Source organism: Shewanella sp. 10N.286.48.B5 (assembly GCF_002874355.2).
Lineage (GTDB): Bacteria > Pseudomonadota > Gammaproteobacteria > Enterobacterales > Shewanellaceae > Shewanella.
Window position 1 is genome coordinate 3,426,984 of record NZ_MCVG02000001.1, and the last position, 17,945, is coordinate 3,444,928.

Annotated in this window: 13 protein-coding genes; 5 read left to right on the plus strand and 8 right to left on the minus strand. The window is 43.1% G+C overall.

Features of this window, described 5'->3' with window-relative positions:
* Nucleotides 1-247: 247 nt before the first annotated feature.
* The gene (locus BCU57_RS14640; RefSeq protein ID WP_241903575.1) at nucleotides 248-1,732 is read right to left on the minus strand and encodes a S10 family peptidase; all 1,485 of its coding nucleotides are present in this window, start codon (nucleotides 1,730-1,732) and stop codon (nucleotides 248-250) included.
* 324 nt (nucleotides 1,733-2,056) lie between these two features.
* Between BCU57_RS14640 and BCU57_RS14645 the strand changes: the two genes are divergently transcribed.
* The gene (locus BCU57_RS14645; protein WP_102439983.1) at nucleotides 2,057-3,073 is read left to right on the plus strand and encodes a phosphotransferase; all 1,017 of its coding nucleotides are present in this window, start codon (nucleotides 2,057-2,059) and stop codon (nucleotides 3,071-3,073) included.
* A 110-nt stretch (nucleotides 3,074-3,183) separates the two neighbouring features.
* Here BCU57_RS14645 and BCU57_RS14650 read toward each other — a convergent pair whose 3' ends face one another.
* The gene (locus BCU57_RS14650) at nucleotides 3,184-4,548 is read right to left on the minus strand and encodes a hypothetical protein (RefSeq protein WP_102439984.1); all 1,365 of its coding nucleotides are present in this window, start codon (nucleotides 4,546-4,548) and stop codon (nucleotides 3,184-3,186) included.
* 194 nt (nucleotides 4,549-4,742) lie between these two features.
* Nucleotides 4,743-6,086 carry a metalloprotease PmbA gene (gene pmbA / locus BCU57_RS14655; protein ID WP_102439985.1) on the minus strand — a complete coding sequence of 448 codons (1,344 nt, stop codon included), beginning with the start codon at nucleotides 6,084-6,086 and terminating at the stop codon, nucleotides 4,743-4,745.
* 355 nt (nucleotides 6,087-6,441) lie between these two features.
* Here pmbA and yjgA point away from each other — a divergent pair, with 355 nt between their 5' ends.
* From yjgA to BCU57_RS14675, 4 genes are all read left to right on the plus strand, one after another.
* On the plus strand, nucleotides 6,442-6,975 hold the full coding sequence (yjgA, locus tag BCU57_RS14660) for a ribosome biogenesis factor YjgA (RefSeq protein WP_102440045.1): 534 nt from the start codon (nucleotides 6,442-6,444) through the stop codon (nucleotides 6,973-6,975).
* A gap of 24 nt (nucleotides 6,976-6,999) precedes the next feature.
* Nucleotides 7,000-9,555 carry an Ig-like domain-containing protein gene (locus BCU57_RS14665; RefSeq protein WP_102439986.1) on the plus strand — a complete coding sequence of 852 codons (2,556 nt, stop codon included), beginning with the start codon at nucleotides 7,000-7,002 and terminating at the stop codon, nucleotides 9,553-9,555.
* 244 nt (nucleotides 9,556-9,799) lie between these two features.
* Complete coding sequence (locus BCU57_RS14670) at nucleotides 9,800-10,678, plus strand: LysR substrate-binding domain-containing protein (RefSeq protein ID WP_102439987.1); 879 nt, start codon at nucleotides 9,800-9,802, stop codon at nucleotides 10,676-10,678.
* A gap of 150 nt (nucleotides 10,679-10,828) precedes the next feature.
* The gene (locus BCU57_RS14675; protein WP_102439988.1) at nucleotides 10,829-11,326 is read left to right on the plus strand and encodes a hypothetical protein; all 498 of its coding nucleotides are present in this window, start codon (nucleotides 10,829-10,831) and stop codon (nucleotides 11,324-11,326) included.
* 197 nt (nucleotides 11,327-11,523) lie between these two features.
* Here BCU57_RS14675 and BCU57_RS14680 read toward each other — a convergent pair whose 3' ends face one another.
* From BCU57_RS14680 to tldD, 5 genes are all read right to left on the minus strand, one after another.
* Nucleotides 11,524-12,672, minus strand: coding sequence for an ABC transporter permease (locus tag BCU57_RS14680; protein WP_102439989.1), 1,149 nt, complete (start codon nucleotides 12,670-12,672; stop codon nucleotides 11,524-11,526).
* A complete protein-coding gene (locus BCU57_RS14685) occupies nucleotides 12,669-13,853 on the minus strand; it encodes an ABC transporter permease (RefSeq protein WP_102439990.1) in 1,185 nt (394 codons plus the stop codon). Before BCU57_RS14685 ends, BCU57_RS14680 begins: the two co-directional genes overlap by 4 nt.
* A gap of 38 nt (nucleotides 13,854-13,891) precedes the next feature.
* Entirely contained in the window at nucleotides 13,892-14,866 is a 975-nt protein-coding gene (locus BCU57_RS14690) for an HlyD family secretion protein (RefSeq protein ID WP_102439991.1), read from the minus strand.
* Entirely contained in the window at nucleotides 14,856-16,256 is a 1,401-nt protein-coding gene (locus BCU57_RS14695; protein WP_102440046.1) for a TolC family protein, read from the minus strand. The genes BCU57_RS14690 and BCU57_RS14695 overlap by 11 nt, the downstream gene beginning before the upstream one ends.
* 193 nt (nucleotides 16,257-16,449) lie before the next feature.
* Nucleotides 16,450-17,898: a metalloprotease TldD gene (tldD, locus tag BCU57_RS14700; protein WP_102439992.1), complete on the minus strand. Its 1,449-nt coding sequence runs from the start codon at nucleotides 17,896-17,898 to the stop codon at nucleotides 16,450-16,452.
* Between the last annotated feature and the right edge of the window lie 47 nt (nucleotides 17,899-17,945).

The following is a 17,945-nucleotide window of genomic DNA, read 5'->3' on the forward strand; positions in this document are numbered from 1 at the left end:
AGATAACTTGCTTACTCTCATTTAACACTCCAACTTATTATTCTTATGCTTATTGAAGCCATATTACAACGGACTATTTAATCGCTAATTGGTTAAATTACAATCTTAAAATGGCATTGTGCACACAGCTATTTATTCGCATTCATTTCGCTGAGTTTAATATCGAAAAAGGAGCCGAAGCTCCTCTTTAATCAATAGCTCAGCCACCTAAAATGAGTGCGACTTTGCTATTTTTAAACATTAGCAGTTAATATTTTGCTGCCGCATCTTCTTTTGGCAAACTGTTCTCAATAAACTCACGTAAGTCTTGATTTGATTGCTTTAAATCTTCGGCACGTAAATACATCATATGACCGCTGCGGTAGCCTTTAAAGCTAAGGCGTTGTTTCATTTTGCTGCTCGGATCTAATTGCCACATGCTATATTTGGCATCGAAGTAGTTCGTCGCGCCGTCATAGTAACCCGCTTGAAATAACACATTTAAATATGGGTTTTGCGCCATCGCCTGACGTAGGTTTTCACCGGTTTTATTTTCGGTGCGATCCCACGGGTGTACATCACCCAGCATGTAATATTTTACATCGGTTTTGTAATTTAGCTCTTCACGCATGTAAGCATTAATTGCAGGGGTAAAGGAGTGTAACCAAGACATAAGTTCAGCGTTAAAGTCTGGGCTATCACCGACATCTTGTTTATCTATGCCAATATAACGTGAGTCTAAACGGCCAATGGTTTGCCCACGCTCACGCAGTAACTCTTTCCAAAAGTATCGAGTTGACACATCAAGGTTTGATTTCAAAATAACATCAACACTGAGGCCTGAATACAGCGCCACTTTCTCTGCAATTTTTTGTTTATGATCTGGAGCGATAAAGCCGCCCATAGCTAGTGCAGGGATATATTCATTAATGGTAAAGGCTTCAACTTCAGGCAAAAAATCAGCAAGGTCGGCTTGTTGAAGTTCAGCAGTTAAGGCTTTGTGATACCAAGCCGCTGCTGCGAAATACGGTAAGCGGTTAGCTGATTTAACCGGGCCTTTGCGCTCAATACCCATGTCAGTCGGCGAGACTAAAATAACCCCATTCACATACATCCATTGGCGATTTTGTAACTCAAGTGCCAACCCAGCAACTCGGGTGGTGCCATAGCTTTCACCAATCAGATATTTAGGTGAGCGCCAGCGTTCAGTACGACTGACAAAGGTATTGACCCATTCAGCTAAATATTTGATGTCAGCGTTAACCCCAAAGAACATCTCTTGCTGCTCATCTTTGCTCGGCATTTCGCCGTCTTTATTAGCTAGCACTCTTGAATAACCAGTATTAACCGGGTTTACATAAACAATGTCTGCAATATCTAAAATCGAGTATGGATTAGTTTTCACCCCATAAGGTTGTAGCGGGTAACCTTCATCATCAACATTAATTGCACGCGGGCCGGTATAACCAATATCCATCCACACTGAAGCAGAACCAGGGCCACCGTTAAATGAAATCAGTAGTGGTCTTTTGGCAGTATCTTTTACATTATCTCTTTGATAATAGGTATAACTTAATGTCGCAACCGCCTCGCCTTTTTTATTCCATACAGGCTGAGTGCCAACCGTTGCGGTATAGGAGAAGCTATTGCCATTCACTTTAGTTTTATGGCTGGTGACAACACTACTGTCGACAGGAATGTGACGACTATAATCCTGCTTTTTAGCTGTAGCTTGCTCTTCAGCAAGCGTCATTGTAGATACAGAACATAACAATAAACTTGCTATGATGGCTGTAATCATCTGTGTTTTCATACCTTCTCTCTTATTATTGATATTGTCGATTGATAGTTGCTTGTGGCAATTAAAGATTCAATGATACATTTATGTAAATATATTTAATGTCTATATGATTAAAAGTGCAATACCAGTGTGTGGAGCGATAAAGAAAACCCTTAAAGTACTCATACTTATCAATTACTTAATCGTTAACATTAATCGTAAGCAAACGTATATTCACATTTTAGATATCGGTAAGGCTATGCTAAAAGCAACAATAACAACAATAGAATCCAAATAATGACTTCCCCCATAGCGCAAAAGCGTCTGCAACAGAATCAACAAACACCTCATCAACTCCCCTTGCAAACATGGCAAGCTTCAAGTTGGCCTAAAGCAGCAAACCTTTGGGTAACATCTGTATTGGCAGCTCATAATATTGAGCCAATAGGTGACCTTGTAGAAATAAAGTGCTGGTCTCTAGGGCAGGTTTTACAGCAAGCAACCACTCAAGGTGATGTGTATTTTAAAGCGACGGCTTATTTACCATTATTTTCAAATGAAGCGAAACTTTGTCAAAAGCTGGGTCAATTATTTCCGCAACAGTCGGCCAAAGTGATAGCGATTGATGAAGCAAAGCAATGGATGCTGACAGAGGATTTTGGCGTAGCCTATGAAGATACTGTGCAGCTCACCGCATGGGCTGAGGCTTTTGCTTCGTTTGCACAAATGCAAATACACAGTGCTGATCATATTGACGCAATAGCTCAATCAGGTTGTTTAACTCGCGATATACACAACTTACCGCTACAACTCAAAAGCATATTTGATGATGACAGTATTTTAACAAGGCTGCCAACGTCGATGGCGCTTACCCATCAACAATATCAGGCGATATTAATCTCACTTCAACACTCAATTACAGCCTTGGCGCAATTCAATTTACCCAATACGCTAGTGCATAGTGATTTACACATTGAGAACATCGCTAAGGTAAACGGTCGGCATATTTTCTTTGACTGGAGTGATGGCTGTATTAGTCACCCATTTATTGATGGCACTTACTTATATCGAATGAAAACCACTAATGAACAACAGGCTGTAGTTCATCAGTACTTATCACAATGGCGCCATTTACTCTCAATAGAGCAATTACATGACGCATGGAATATCGCTGAAGTCGTTTGCTATGCCCATCAAGCGGTGTCTTATGCACACATGATCAATCAACTACCGCCACAGGGTGTTGAGGATGTACAAACTGCTTTTGAAAATGCCTTTAAGCGATTGTTTAATATGGCGTTAACGGCAACTTGAATGACATAATTAATTGCTGTTAAAGCTCGCAGCGAGACTCAAATTTAAAAAAATGCCGATAATATTTATCGGCATTTTGATTGATTTACTGTTTTTATGACTCTCAATAACTAAAGCTGTACCAAGTTATACCCAAAAGAGCTGCTGCTATCTGGCATTAATACAAAGCTGTAATTACTTTCACCGTCAAAGCTAATAAAATCAGATTGATATAATAAGGTTTTAGTACCGTTATCTGACTCATAAACCACATTAACTTCATAATTATCATGGAGTAATACTAAGCTATCTTGATCGGTAAAATCCAAATCCGTGATGCTATATTCTGCCGACTCAATCGTCTCCGAGCTGCGAACAAAATACACGCTTAAATCATCATAATCCTGCGATAAATTCACGATATCAACGTTGTTTTCAAAGGCTCTTGGGCGCAAATCATGTTCAATGACCATGCCTTTAATTGTGTCATCTTGGTATAGCAATAAGGTACGGACATCATCTTGATTAAAGGTCACTAGTACATTGTCTAACAGTATTTCTGCAGTGGCTGAATCTGTGACACTGACGCCATAATCATTAAAACCGGTTTGTTGGTAATCGCTTACAGTAAAAGGAGCGATATCAAGTAAGTAATGCGACTCAGCTTTACTGATCACATCGACATCTAAACTACGTTGCTCTAGCCCGTTAAAGACCCGAAAATCTGCAGTAGCATCGATGTTAGTGTAAGACGTTGGCGTTGTGGTTGAATCGACACTGTCGATCACCACTTTTAAATCACCTGAACCAAAACTGTTTCTAATCATAAATTTATAAACAGTTTCTGTGGTTAAGCTCATACTGCTTGTGGTGTAGACCACATTATCTGTACCCTTGTCGGTGAGATAAACAATATAGTCATCAGTGTCGAGCATCAATTCTGAGGTGACCCCACGGTAATCGACACTACCAATCATAGTGGCATCGGCGTATGAGTCAGTGTCGAGGGAAATGTAAGCATCAAATGCCATTTCCTCTGCAGTAACATTGGCAACCAGCACCTGCATTTTACTGTATTCATTATCTTCATCGCTATTGAGGTCATCCATATCCGCGCGGTCATAAATAACCTTGAGTAGCTCCGGCGAGTGATAATCACCATAAAGGACAAATAAATGATTCTCTTCTTTATCTAGATCCATGTCCTCAGAATAAATACTGCTTGAATCACCATTTTCATCTGAACCATAGATCTCCATGGTGACACTACCAGTAGCGTAACTATAGCGGGGCATACTGTCGCTAAACGCCACCGAAGTGTATTCATACTCGTCCATCACCAATGATGTGGCTGTGCTGTTAGCCGACGCATTATAAAACTGGATATAAGCACTATCAGTTTCACTGTTATCATCACTATCAGAAGAATCACAGCCCATCAGAGTTAAGGAGCTCAGTCCCAACATCATTAATCCACACATTTTTTTATCAAACATAACAACTCCATTAACGATTTAACTACATATTAATGGATAGGACTAAGCTTGAGCGTAATCGATTGTCAAGAAGTGTAAAGCTCATAAAGACTATGTAAATTAGAGGGTTCCATTACTCTGACAAAAACAAAAAAACACCGACAAGTCGGTGTTTTAAAGGTTAAGACAGTAAACTTATTACTGCAGCGCAGCGCTTAGCTACCGGCTATTTTCATTTCACTCAGTAAGATACCGCCAGTGCGAATAGATGAACGTAAGTCTCTATCCTTAGCCACACCTTGAATGCCCATGAACATGTCTCTTAAATTGCCTGCAATGGTGATTTCTTCTACTGGGAACTGAATTTCACCGTTCTCAACATAAAATCCAGCAGCGCCGCGAGAGTAATCGCCTGTGACCATATTGACACCTTGGCCCATCACTTCTGTGACGATAAGACCTGTGCCCATGGCTTTTACTAATTCATCAAAGGTTTGGCCGCTATGACTTAAGGTCCAGTTATAAATGCCACCAGCATGACCTGTATTGACTAAATCTAACTTGCGCGCTGAATAACTGGTTAGCAGGTAAGTGGATAAATGGCCAGCATCGATAATATTACGCTGCTGGGTAGCCACACCTTCACTATCATAATTTGCACTGGCTAAAGCGCCAATAAGATGTGGGTTTTCCTCGATGTTAAACCATTCAGGAAACAGCTGCGTATTAATCGAATCTTGTAAAAAACTCGATTTACGGTACAGACTGCTACCACTTATCGCACCGATCAAATGACCCATTAAACCAGTGGCGATTTCAGGCGAAAATAGTACAGGCAGTTTAGCCGTGGGAATTTTACGGGCATTGAGACGACTAGCCGTTTTGTTAGCGGCTAAAATCCCCACTGACTCAGGCGTCATTAACTCATTATATTTACGTGCAATGGTGTAATCATAGTCACGCTGCATGTTGCCATCGTCTTCTTCACCGATCACCACACAACTTAAGCTATAGCGTGAGCTGCAATAGCCTTTTAAAAATCCGTGACTATTGCCATAGACCTTGGCTGCAGTATGAGCATTAGCGGTCGCGCCATCAGAATGCTGCACCCGACTGTCTACTGACAAACTGGCTTCTTCGGCGCGAATGGCTAATTGAGCTAGTTCATCAGGAGTAATATCTTGAGGATGGTATAAATCTAAATCGCGGATGGTTTGCGCCATTAACGCTTTATCAGCAAGGCCACTAAAAGGGTCTGATGAGGTATAACGGGCAATATCATCAGCGGCTTTAACGGCAACGGCAATGGCTTCAGGACTAAGGTCAGAAGTTGAAGAGCTGCCCTTACAACCATCACGATAAACCGTAATACCTAAAGCACCATCTTTATTAAATTCAACGGTTTCAACTTCTTTTTCACGGGTTGAAACCGACAAACCTTGTTGTTTGCTAATGGCAACTTCAGCCGCACTCGTGCCTAACTTTTTTGCATGCTCTAATGCGACAGCAACGGCATCTTGTAACGCCGTTAATTCAGTATCAATATTATTGGTAGACACAAATTTACTCTTTAGTTTCCATTGTTAGGCTTAGCATATCAAATTCAAAACTGTATTGATAACCATCAAAACAAGGATTTACCCACCACAATGGCGCTAAATAAACTAACCTTAAGTTAATCAGTGAGTATCATATTGAATTCTCGCAGATTGATTCTATGAAGCTGGTTGATAAATCGGTCTCTACAGGCTTGCTCTTTTGGCAAGCTGAAGACGATGGTAAGCATCAAAGATTGACCAGCCTTAACATATTTAAAAAATATTCATCGGCTTAAGCTTGAAAACCCGTTATACAGTGGCCTACACCACCCTGAAAGTGCTATTATTCGCCGATATTTATGAGAGGTTTATTACTATGAAAATTGTCGGCGATTCAGATCACTTTAAACAGCCATACGACAATGACGATGAATACGTCAGCAGAACAGAATTTAAAAAAGAAAGCGAAGAAGCTCAAGAGCTTGGCATGCGCTTAATTGCATTAAGTAAAACGCAGCTTGATAAAGTCGAGCTAGAAGAGTTTTTATACGATGCAGTATTAAAAGCCAAAAATATTAAGCAAAAAACAGAAGCCTATCGTCGTCATTTACAATACATTGGCAAACTAATGCGTGGCTATGATCATGAGCCAATCATTAAATCAATCGATAATGTATTGAATAAAAACAATAATGAATCTGCACAGGTTCATAAAATTGAGAAGTTACGTGCCCGCTTATTAGAAAACCCAAACGAAGAAGTTGAAGCTTTACTGGCTGAATACGCAAGTTTTGAGCGTCAAAAGTTACGTCAATTAATCAGACAAACCAATAAAGAACTCGCTAAAGGCCCTGAGTCAAAATCATTTATCGAGTTGTTTAAATATTTACGTGCTGGAATAACCGAATAAACACCACTTACAAGGATGTTGCTGATGCCACTAAATACAATAATACGTGCACTGCCTTTTTCTATTGCTTCACTATTTTTAATGACCGCTTGTAATGGGCCTTCTGATGATAACGATACTGGCAGTGGAGGCGAAGGCAGTTACAGCATTAGCCTAAGCTACCAAAGCGTTGTTAATGGTCAATGCGCTGAAACCACTGATGAATTACGCTTTGATGTAACTGAGAGTTTTTGCGCAGTAGCCCAGTTAAAGCAATCCAATAGTAATGTCAGTGGCGCCATTGTCAGCTTTGCCCCAAGTTTTGGTCAAGCCAGTGTCGATAGCACACTAACAAACAGCAGTGGTATCGCCAGCGTATTCATCAGCACCACAGATAATGCTGTCGGCGCAGGTACCTTAGTGGTGTCTCATACCCCTACAGATACTGAATCCGAAACTGATGACAGTGTTTCTGCCTCGCGTAATTTTGAATTTATTAATTCAACCACCACGCCAACACCTGAAACTATCACAGTCAATGCCAGTATTACTCAGGCAGGGCAAACGGTTACCCGTTTTAAAATTGATCAAGCCGTGTTGCTTACGGCAGCAGTTTTAGATGGCAGCAATCAACCATTAGCGAATCAATTAGTGAGCTTCCAGGCTGGCAGCGCCAGTTTATCGCCAAATACCGCCTTAACCTCTACTGATGGTATTGCCAGTGTCAGTTATACCCCAAGCAGCAGTGAACTTGGTGCTTATAACTTAATTGCCAGCACTGACGTTGATGGCACCACTGTTTCAGGCAGCAGTGCCTATGAAGTGCTAAGTGGCGATGAAGTGATCCCTGAAGGTACGATTAAGTTTGGTTATATTGTTGACCCTGACACATTCATCGAAGATAAGCTAGGTTCAACCTTAATCGCTGATGACCCCGACGCAGATCCTCTAACCTACACCATCGGTGCAGGGGCAAGTTTTGGCGTTTATGCTGATGTGATTATTGAAGCGGCTGACGGTACATTCGAGCCATTACAGACCCCCGTAAGCGTATCGTTTAGTTCTGATTGTGTCGCCAATGGCGATGCGAGTCTTGATACCCCGGTTACGACATCCTCAGGCAGAGCCAACTCAACCTTTCAAGATAGCAGTTGCAGTGGCAACAGTATTCGCAGCCAACGAATTATCGCTGCAGCCGTTATTGGTAATGACACCTACAACGCCAACTTCGATTTCTCTTTAGAGCGCCAAACTTTAGGTAGCTTGAGCTTTATCTCTGCAGAGCCAAATCAAATTCGCATCAAAGGCGCTGGCGGTACTGGTTCCACTGAAAGCTCATTAGTGACTTTCTTAGTCAGCAGCGCTAATGGTCAACCTGCAGCGCAGCAAAAGGTAACCTTTGGTTTAGACACCGTTATCGGCGGCTTAGTTTTTGCCAATGATGAAACCACAGCAAAAGCGACCAGTAATGCCAACGGATTAGTTAGCGTTACAGTGCAATCTGGCACAGTGCCGACCCCAGTGAGAGTGTCAGCCTCTGCAGAAGATACAGATTCGGGCATCATCATTACCACCCAATCAGAACAGTTAACGGTTAATACAGGTCTACCTCAACAACTGGGCTTTAACATTTCTCCTTCTTTATTTAACCCTGAAGCGGCTAACGTCAACGGTGTTGAAGTCACCATGACCGCCTATGCCTCTGACAGCTTTGGTAATCCAGCGCCTGATGACACTACGGTTAATTTCACCACCGAGGGCGGCCAAATTCAGCCGTCATGTTTAACAGTAAATGGCAGCTGTTCAGTGGTTTGGACTTCAACCGACCCACGTCCTACAGATCATCGCGTGACCGTATTGGCTTATGCCTTAGGTCATGAGACCTTCTTTGATACCAATGGTAATAATATCTATGATGATGCCGATGGCGGCGCAATCGCAGAGGCATGTTTAGATACCGAAGGCGTAAAAACAGCATGTACCGGTAACGGTATGGACATTGAAACCTACCATCAAGGTGGTTTTAGTGACTTAGGTGATGCCTTTAGAGATGATGATGAGTCAGGTGTTCGCCGTGATGGTGAACCTTATTTCAATACCACAGGCAAGCCTTACAATGAACTCGGTGATACATTGTTTAACGGCCCACAATGTGAAGGCAGCAATTGCGGCACATCACAAGAGCAAAACAATAAAACTTACATTCGTGCCGCAACGGTATTAACGATGTCAGGTTCAACGGCTCAAATAATTCCGACTGTTGATGAAAGCCCCATTGTAGATAACAAGCTGACTGTTAGCTCTGGTAGCATGACGAGTATTGATGTTGAACTGTATGACAGTGCCAATCAAATGATGCCAGCAGGTTCAACTTTAACGGTTGCAGCAGTCAATGGATCTATCACCTTTAGTGGCTACGCCGTACCCAATGCGACTTGTTTCAGTTACAAAAGCATTACGCCTCCATTGTCATGTGATGTAGAAGCGACTCAGTTTAGCTATACCGCAGCAGATGAAACCGGTGAAGATGTGATTACTTTAACCGTCACCACTCCGCGCGGAATTAAGACTGAAGAATCGGTTGAGGTAACAGTGCAATAGCACTGCTATAACCCCATTACGATCTGAAACTATTAAGGCCTGCTAATGCAGGCCTTAATTTTATGTGGCCTTACCTTATTCAGGAAAAGTCACCACATCAAGCTAATGCACCAAATAAGTGCTTAAGAAGCACTATTGGTAACTGTGACTAATAATTAAACTTTTAAATATCTGTTTTATCTACAATATTTAGTTGGTCTAGTCTTTGCTTAGCCTGCATCGACTTTAGTAAAAAGGATTTTAAATGCTACCTTTACATACCTCATTACGAGGTTTGCGTTGTTTTTGTGTTGCAGCCGAATGTCTCAGTTTTAAAGAGACTGCTCAAAAATTATTTCTCACCCCTTCAGCGGTGAGCCATCAAATTAAACAGCTAGAAGAAAACCTACAACAGCAATTATTTATTCGCCAAACTCGCTCAATCACTTTGACAGAAACAGGGATGCGCTTTTATCAACAAATTACCCCGTTAATGTTGCAGCTGACCGAAACAGTCAATAACTTCAATAATGCCCACACCATGCATGAAGTCAGTATTTCCATGCCAGAATTTTTTGCCAGTGAGCTGTTTGTACCGCAATTGGTGGGTTGGTCAAACGAATACCCTAATATTAATTTAAAGCTCGAAACCGTTAAAACCCGCGCCAAACAAACGGCCAATACAGATCTGTCGATCGTGTTATCTGGTAGTCGCCAAGACCCTGATAAATCGTATGATTTATTTCCGCTTAATTATGTTCCAGCCTGTAACCCAGCACTGTTTAACAGGCTTGAACATAAAGGCTTTAGCGCCCTGTTAGAAGTCCCGTTAATCATGCATCAGGCAAGACCCTATGCCTGGCATCAATGGGCTGAAAGTGTTGGCCTTGATCATTTCAAACCCAAACAAATCATTCAATTAGATAGTATGTTTAGCGTCGCAAGAGCTGCTGAGCAAGGTTTAGGCATCGCATTAATCCCACTGCCTATCAGTAAATCATGGTTTGAAAACAATCAGTTAATTTCATTATTTGAGCAATCTTTAACCAGTCACGACCGCTACTATCTGATCAACCATAACAATGTCACCAAGCCTGAAGTGCAGTTACTTATTGATTGGGTTGTCGCCCGCTTCCATTTTTAAACCACCTCACCAGGGCTGACTAATAGGTTAACCACTGCATGAGTGAATAAATCTCACTTATCAAATTGATTTATCTCGTTTGTCAGCCTCAGACTTTTTTCCTAAATTAGCCCTGTAGCAACTAGCTACTACCTATAAAGGAATATAACCATGAAAAAATCAACACTCTCTATCATCACCGCAGCTAGTTTATTATTATCAAGCTCTGCTGTGATGGCCAATGCCATCGAAACGAGCAAATATAAAATGGTACTTATTGAAGACACACCTGGAGTTGATGCCATTCAATCTGGTGACATCAGTGAAGGCATCGCCCTAACAGAAGCTGCCACCGCCACTGTCATTGACAAATACACTCGCAGTTTGAGTCTTTGTGTTGGCTACACTAAGCTTTCAAAGTTTGATATTGCTGAAACAGCTTGTACTGAAGCGGTAGAAATGGCCAATAAGGCTGCTAAGTTACCCTCAATGCAAATGCGAGCTTATGCCTACAATAACCGTGGTGTTATGAAGTTAATGGCTAATGATAATCTAGGCGCACTGGCTGATTTTAAGAAAGCAGCAAAAGCCAACCATGAGCCAATTTACCAACATAACTTAAGTCGCTTAGAAGCGGAATTAAGTCGCTCTGAAACAGGAACGTTATAATTTGGAAGACGATCAACAGCGACAGCAAAGCTTAATGATTAAGCTCAAAGACATGAAAAACAAAATAGGTATATTTCATCTGAATATACCTATTTTTATTTATCAAAAAAATATCAATATCACGATCACTGGATAATTAAGCTCAATACGCCATAATTAACCAGCTAATTCACAGCCCTAAAGGCCGCCACTCAAAACTAAACACTGGCCCCTTCCTTACTAAATAATCGACGTCTTACGCCAATATAAGCCAGCAAGATAAACAGTAAAAATAAGCCCCACATTTGCAGCCACATTGGCATGATGGCATCCCATGAGGCGCCCATTTGATTTAACTGCAACATACCCATAATGGCAGGTACAGCAGGGATAATTTGCGAAGCTTGCACTAACGGCTCAGGAATTAATGCCAGCGGCCACACAAAGCCTGAGACAAATAAAATCGGCATTGAGACCAATAATAATACTTGAGTGGGTAAGTCACGCCTGACAAACAAACAGCTTAATGCAACCCCGCACGCCGCAGTCGATAATATAAATGGCACCATAAACAGCAACACTTGGCCTAAACTCGCTTGCACACTAACGCCGTAAAAGTAGTAGCAATAGCCCAAATAAAAACATGAAAAAAAGCTATAAATTAAACTGAAAACGGCTATTCGTGCGGTGATCAACGCCAGTGGCGATACCTGCTGCCAATAGCCCTGTTTACGCCATTGGCCTGCGCCTAAAATACTGGCACCTATCAAGAGGGTTTGATGCAAGATCAGTAAAAATAATCCCGGCACCACATAAGGGGTATAGCCTAAACTTGGATTAAATGCCGGCACACTATTTAAATTGACTGAATTAAGATCTTGTTGAATTTGCTGCGGATTCTCGCCCCGCGCCAGTAAGCCTATCATTTGCACTTGTTTACTGGCATCCATGCCTGCTGCCACTAACCCTTCTGCTACCGCAGAATAAATTAAGAAGTAACTGGCATCACCACCGTAACTTAAGGTTGCCCCTTTACCCAGCAGTAGGTTACGCCTAAAGCCTTCTGGAATAACCAATAAACCAAAGGCATCGCCGTTTGAAATCCACTGCTGCGCCTCATTGATGCTGGCCACTTGGCTGACTATTTTTATTTTGGGGCTGGCATCGGCATGACGCACTAACTGTCTGCTCAATGAAGAGTTATCATGATCTACCACGACAATTTTTTGCTCGGTAGGGACTTGATGTAAATAAGGCAGAGGGTATAACACCGAGTAAAACAGTAAGCCGCCAAAAACCGTCAGTACAATATCTTTATCACTTAACAGCGCTTTAAAATCAGCGATAACAAGTTGCAACCAATTCATCGTGCCTCCTGCTGTTGGCTCACAACAGCTAACGACTCAGCACTATTTACCGGCGCTTGTTTTTGACGAATGATTTTTGCTAATAACCAAGCAATAGGCAATAACACGAGAAAATATAACAAGGAGCTAGATTGCAATAATACCTGCCCAGCCTCGGCGCCATAGCTAACCACAATAACATGGGTGTCCATATAATGACTTGAAGGCATTAACAATCGCCACCACTGCGCCAATTGCGGCATATCATTAACTGGAAATGTAATCCCCATAAAGGCAAATGCTGGCGCAAACATCGCCGAGCCCATACTGATACTGCCAGCAGGCTCGCGCATAACCACCACCACTAATATGACCAATAGCCACAAGGCCCCTAGCATCATGGCCTGAGTCAGTACTAACAAGCCTAAGCTGCCAGCAATGGGTAAGCCTAAATAGCCATATAACCAAACTAAAATAAAGCCGCCATGGAGCAACATGATTGGCGTGTAGAGCATGACTTTAGTGGCCACTAATTGCCAAAAATTATCAGGCAATAAGCATTTATCTTCACCTTTGATCAAACTAGCATTTAAGCTATTCACGAACACCATCATTGATAATAACTGCAGCAATGCAATTAATACTGGCGGCACTAAAAATCCGACGTAGTTATTATTACGATTAAATAAAGCCGTGGTTTGACTGGTCACTGGGGATAAATTTACTGCAACAGATGCTTTATTGGCACCGCCTAAAAGTTGTTTTAGCCCCGCCACTTGCATTAACCCTGAGCCAAGGCTTAATTGTAATTGACTGGATAACAACTTACCGACTAATAAGAACTGGCTGTTATAACGAATATCTATGGTCGGGCTAGCGCCTGTTAATAAGCCATGCTTAAACTGATGGGGGTACACTACCAGCGCATAGACCTCTGCAGTACTCATAGCTTCTTGAGCCAGTGCCAGATTAGGATAAGTTTTAGGGCTGATAACGGAGTTAGCACTGAGGTTGCGAGTCAATGTTCGCGTTAGCTGGCTGTTATCTAAATCAACCACTGCTACGGGTAATTGTCGTGGTAAACCTGCACTAAATAGCCACCATAAACACAACATGCTGATGATGGGAATGTAAGTCACCAAGGCTAATTGCCAAGGTGAGTTCCACAGTGTCTTGAGTTCTTTCTGTAATAAAGCTCCCATGAGCGCCTCTAGCCTCTACTGGCTTGTAAATGCTGAGATTAATCTAATGTCAGTAATACTGACATGCCCACTCTAAGATCATCAATGGCTTCATTGGGGCGCAGCTCGACTTGAAAAGTACGCATATCAAAGTCGTGACCACTTTCAGTGGAGCGCCAAGTCGCAAAACTGCCCATCACACTGATGTGCGCCACTGTAAAGTCCGTGGTCAGTTTTAATGCCGGAATGGTTAGCGACACAACATTGCCCACTTTAAACTCAGCCAATTGGTCTTCACGTAGTTGCAATACGGCCCAGGCATCCGACATATCAATTAAACTGACCACAGGAAAACCACTTGGGGCTAACTCGCCAGCTTGTAATAACACGTCACTGACCTCAGCCACTTTAGGCGAGCGCATTTGGCTGTCGGCTAAAATGGCATTCACTTCTTTGACTGCACCTTCTGCCATACGGGCATTACCCGCCGCAGCAGCTTTAGTCTCGACTCGCGCGCCTTCATCGGCCATTTCATACATAGCTAACGCCGCTTGCTCAGTGTATTTAGCTGCTTGCCATTGGGTAAAGGCTTCATCGCGCTTTTGTCTGGCAACCACTCCTTCATTAAACAAGTTTTCAACTCGCTGATAGGTGGTTTGCATTAACTCTGTCGCCGCCTTAGCTTTGAGCCATTGCTCCTTTGCTGCGGTAACTTGCTGTTGTCTTGCGCCGTTATCCGCCTCTTGTTGCATGGCATTGGCGGCGTCACGACCGCCCTCCGCTTGCATTAATTTAGCGGCTAATTCCGGGCTATTAATGGCAAATAATAAGTCGCCAATGGCCACTTTGTCGCCGCGCCTAACCATGACTTGCTCAACGCGGCCGGGCACTTTAGAGGAGATATTGTATTCTCTGGCCTCTATTTGCCCCTGCAATACACTGGGTTTAGGCTCAAATGCCAATCTCAAGCCGTTAGCTAATATGCCCACCAAAAAAATAATGGCGATAACTGCAATAATCTTATTAGCCCGCATGCTGGCTCTCCTGTAATTGGGTTCGACCGATAAATTCATCCACTTGACCGCTGATGGCCATTAATCTGGCATATGCTTGTACATAGCGATATTGCGCCCCCAGTTGCTGGGTTTTAACAGCGCTGAGTTTAAGCTCTGCATCCACCCGATCGATTGAGGTTGATAGACCTTGATTAAAGGCAAGTTCACGTAATCTCAGGTTTTCGGTAGCGAGAGCTAAAGAGGCATTAAGGGCGTTAACTTCTTCATCTGCTTGCTGGAGTTGGCGATAGCTTTGATCCACCAGCAGGCTTAAGTCTTGCTGAGTTTGCGCCTTAGTATGCTTAGCTTGCAACAAGGCGCTTTGGGCGGCTTTGACTTTACCGCTGCGGCCATCACGGCTAAATATTGGCACATTTACGCCTAATCCAACCATCCAGTCGGGTTCAATTTGCGAAAATAAACTATCGTCCTCGTAAAGGGTGTAATTACCGTATAAAAATACGGTGGGATGATACTTACCCTTTTCGAGTTTAATTAGCCCATTCGCTTGGGTTTCTTTAGCCTCCAGCAGTTTTAGCGCAGGGTGCTGGCTGATGGTTAATTGGCTTAAGCGCGGCAATGATGGCGGCTGCGCCAGTGAGAATAACCCCGATGTAGGAGTAGTATTGCTCAGCTGCAACATTCTCGATAAAGCAATGGTCGACATTTCATATTGGCGTTGGGAGCTGCCTAAATTAACTTTGGCATTTTCTAGCGCCACTTGGGCATTTAAGCGCTCAACTTTGGCAATCTGCCCTTCGCGCTCTAATTTCTGCGCGTGTGACGCGTGCTCGGTTAACGAATCAACCAACTGTTGATTCGTTTGCACTAAGGTTTTGGTCACTGCTACTGCAAAGTAGCGATCGACAAGCTGGGTAAACAGCTCGCGGCTGACTAAGGCGTACTGATGCTTTTTTTCTTCCACTTGGGCGGCTTGAATACCTTGAGCCGCAGTAATTTGTCCACCAGTATAAATTGGCCACATGGCTTTTAAACTGGCTCGAAAAACGTCTTGCTCGGTAAACGGGGTCACAAACAGTGAGCCGGGGATCGCACCAATGATATTGCCAAGGGCTGGCGGCAGAGCGGCGGGATCTAATGATGCAATGGGATTAAGATCCCGTAAATCAAGTTCTACGGGTTTTTCTAAGCGGGTATAACTTCCTGATAGATCAAGCGAGGGCAAACTTAAGTCTTTGCCCGCATCTTGCTCCGCTTCAGCGCGGCTGACTTCTTGAGATTGCGCCTTTAACTTATCACTGACCGTTAGCAGTTGTTGCCAAGCCTGATTAAAAGCCAAGGGCTCAGCCTGAGCTGCGCTAATAACGCTGATCCCCACAACTAAAAATGCGGCAAAACGACTGCACATAATACGATTACAAATGACCAAATAGCCCATTACACCACCCTGATTAGATTTTTTACTCTATGTTATTAGCAAGTCGTGACTAACTTTACTTTTTACATCAACAACAGTTAGTTAAGTGTAGCTAAATATAAAGCAATGTCGATTAGAATGGCCTAAATAACTAAGGTGCTATTAAGGCACCTTGGTTTCATTGTTAAGCAGTGCCGCCAACGGTTAAACTGTCTAACTTCAAGGTAGGTTGCCCCACCCCAACTGGTACACTTTGACCATCTTTACCGCACACGCCGACACCTTGATCTAAGGCCAGATCATTACCCACCATAGATATTTGGCTCATGGCTTCTGGGCCGTTGCCAATAAGCGTAGCCCCTTTAATTGCTTGGGTGACTTCGCCATTTTCAATCAGGTAGGCTTCTGAGGCTGAGAACACAAATTTGCCTGAGGTAATATCCACTTGGCCGCCACCAAAATTAGGCGCATAAATGCCTTTCTCTACTGACTTGATCATTTCTTCAGGCGTTGAAGTGCCAGCTTCCATATAGGTATTAGTCATACGTGGCATTGGCAGGTGCGCATAAGATTCACGGCGGCCGTTACCGGTTGTCGGCTCGCCCATTAGACGCGCATTAAGCTTATCTTGCATATAGCCCTTTAAAATACCATTTTCGATTAAGGTGGTCTTTTGGGTTGGCACCCCTTCATCATCAATACTTAATGAACCACGGCGATTAACAATGGTGCCATCATCCACTACGGTAACTAATTCTGAGGCCACTTGCTGACCGACTTTACCGCTAAAGGCACTGCTGCCTTTACGGTTAAAGTCACCTTCTAAACCGTGACCTACTGCTTCATGCAGCAATACGCCAGGCCAGCCGTTACCCAGTACTACGGCCATTTCACCTGCTGGGGCATCAATAGCATTGATATTCACTTGGGCTTGACGCACCGCTTCACGGGCAAAGTCAAAACACACAGGTAAACCGGCGTCATCAGTTGCCATAAATACGCTGTAATCATGACGACCGCCGCCACCGGCACTACCGCGCTCACGCTTACCGTTATCTTCTAAAATAACACTACAATTAAAGCGCACTAACGGACGAATATCCGCCGCTAAGGTGCCATCACTGGCAGCCACTAAAATTTCTTCATGTACGCCAGACAAGCTCACTACCACTTGAATAATGCGGCTATCTAGGCTACGAATATAGGCATCAGTTTGCTTGAGCAAATTAATTTTTGGCGCTTCTTCCATGGCCGCTATTGGGTCATCACTACTGTAAAGCTTATGGGTGTCATGACGTTTAAAGGCATGTACTTTGTGCTCTTGGCCCGCCAAGGCAATGCCTCTTGCCGCTTCTGCTGCTGCGCGTAATGCTGCTGGATTAATTTCATCAGCATAAGCGAAACCGGTTTTCTCGCCAGTAATGGCACGAACACCGACTCCGCGCTCAATATGAAAGCTACCTTCTTTGATAATGCCATCTTCAAGCGCCCAGGTTTCATGGCGGCTGCCTTGAAAATATAAATCTGAAAAATCAATATTATGCTGATGAATAATGTTCAGATAATCTTGCAGCCCGTCAAGGGTGAGTGCGCCTTGTAATAAACTTTGTTCTACTTGAGCTAAAAATGGCATTAATTCTCTCTTTAAGCCCCATGGCCTGTATGTGGATTCTTGTCTCA